Annotated in this window: 1 protein-coding gene; it reads right to left on the reverse strand. The window is 41.2% G+C overall.

Annotated elements, in window-relative coordinates:
- Window positions 1-193: 193 nt before the first annotated feature.
- Window positions 194-1938 (reverse strand): argininosuccinate lyase (locus DXA13_RS20575; RefSeq protein ID WP_347559943.1); only part of this gene is annotated, 1745 nt, incomplete at its 5' end.

The following is a 1938-nucleotide window of genomic DNA, read 5'->3' on the forward strand; positions in this document are numbered from 1 at the left end:
TCGTCAACATAAAAACACCGCCTTCCTGATATAATGATTATACCATGAATGCGGTGACAAATGTAGAAAAGCCCGAGCGATTGCTCGGGACTTTGTCTACAGTCTGAAGGGACAGCTTCCGCTGTCCCTTCTCCCATGTTTGGAATTATACTCAAACATTATTGGCAATTAGAATTTCATATCGAAATATGGATTAGTCTAACTCTTCGTAAATCTGAACTGGATGGAAATCTTCTACCTTAACAATAATATCATCGCCATCTTTACACTTAGATTTTGACTTAACAAGAGCTCCACTAGTATTAACTACCCAGAAGTTCTCCATATCGTAACCGGTTACCAACTTATGATCTTCTTTGGCATTGAGTTTTCCAGTCTCATCGTAATAAACTTTGTTATCATCGTCATTGTTGCTCTTATAAGTAGTTTCTGGATCATCAGCAATGAAATCATTGATAAATTCCTGAACTGTCATAGCATATAATACGCCGCCCTTATTATAAATAATTTCGTACTTATTATCTGCGTCTGCTTTGTACTTCTTACCCATTGCGTAAGCTACCTTATCAGACTTATCCAGTTCATTTCTGCCCCAGCCCTTCTTGCTTCCGTTCTTATTGAACTCGAAGTCAAGTCTGTCGCCATCAATCGTAATTGTCTGTTTTCCAGTCTTTACAGCACCATCATCTTCGTCGCCAAAGTACATGAATGCATAGCGAAGCTTATCGTCATCACCCTTAACCTCTTCCATCAACTGACGAACGGACTCATCAAAAGCATCTTCTGTATCGAACAGATATGTGCCTTCATCATCTTTCCAGGAAGCAGCGATCTTCTTTGTGCTTATACGTTCACCTTCCATATCAAACTGAATCAGTCTTAAGCCATCCATCATACGGCCATAATTATCAAATGCATATTTCTTGCCATTGATAGTCTTTACTTCATTAGCATAAAGATGTCCGTCGCCATCGCCATAGTACCAGAAGTCTTCAGCGTCATCATACTTATCCTGATCGAGGTTCTCATCCGGTATTACCTTAAACCAGCCTTTTGTCTTACGAGCGCCGTCTTCTGGGCTTGAGAAGTATGCCCATTCCCTAGAATAAGAAGCCTCGCCTCTGGAAGCTGTTTCTTCAGAGCCACTTGTGATGTTCCACTCTGTTACCATACGACCATTATTATCAAAGCCATACTTCTTGCCATTGATGGTCTTCTGAAGCAGTTTATCATTATTTTTAGAGTAGTGTCTCTTACCATTAGACTTGAAATAGAACCAACGATCCTGATCCTCATCATAAGTATCGTCGTTTTCATCCCAGTTCTCATCTGTAATAGAGATCAATCTCCAGCCTGTGCTCATAGCGCCGTCATTCTCATCACCTAAGTAATATTCAGCGTCTTCCCAAGCATCATCTCCGCTCTGTCTCTCGTTCTCTTTTACCCAACCATAAAGCATTTTGCCTTCGTCATCGAATGCATACTTTTTACCGTTGATAGTTTTGAATTTTACAGAATTACTATTATCAGAAGATGTATATGCCTTACCATTGTTCTGGAAGTAGTACCAGTACTGATCCGGCTCGTCTTCATCGCCAGCGTCCTCGTTATCTACTGCTACCCAGCCGTTGGTTACCATAGCGCCATCCTGGTTTACATAGTAGTAATCGTCGTCATCTTCGATTAACTGCTCAGTTACCATCTCGCCGTCATCGCCAAGATAGAACCAGTAGTTTCCTGATTTCTTCCACTCGTCTGTTACGCGGCTTCCGTCCTTAGCATAGTAATACCAAGTGCCATCTTCCTGTGTCCAGCCAGTAGCTGCGAAAGATGTCATGGAAGCGCCCATTGCTAACAGAGCTGATGCAGATAATACTGCAACTAATTTAGTCTGCTTTTTCATAATGAATGCACTCTCCTTTTTGTTTTCTGAAATAC

The organism is Clostridium sp. AM58-1XD, assembly GCF_003464085.1.
Classification (GTDB): Bacteria; Bacillota; Clostridia; order Lachnospirales; family Lachnospiraceae; genus Lachnoclostridium_A.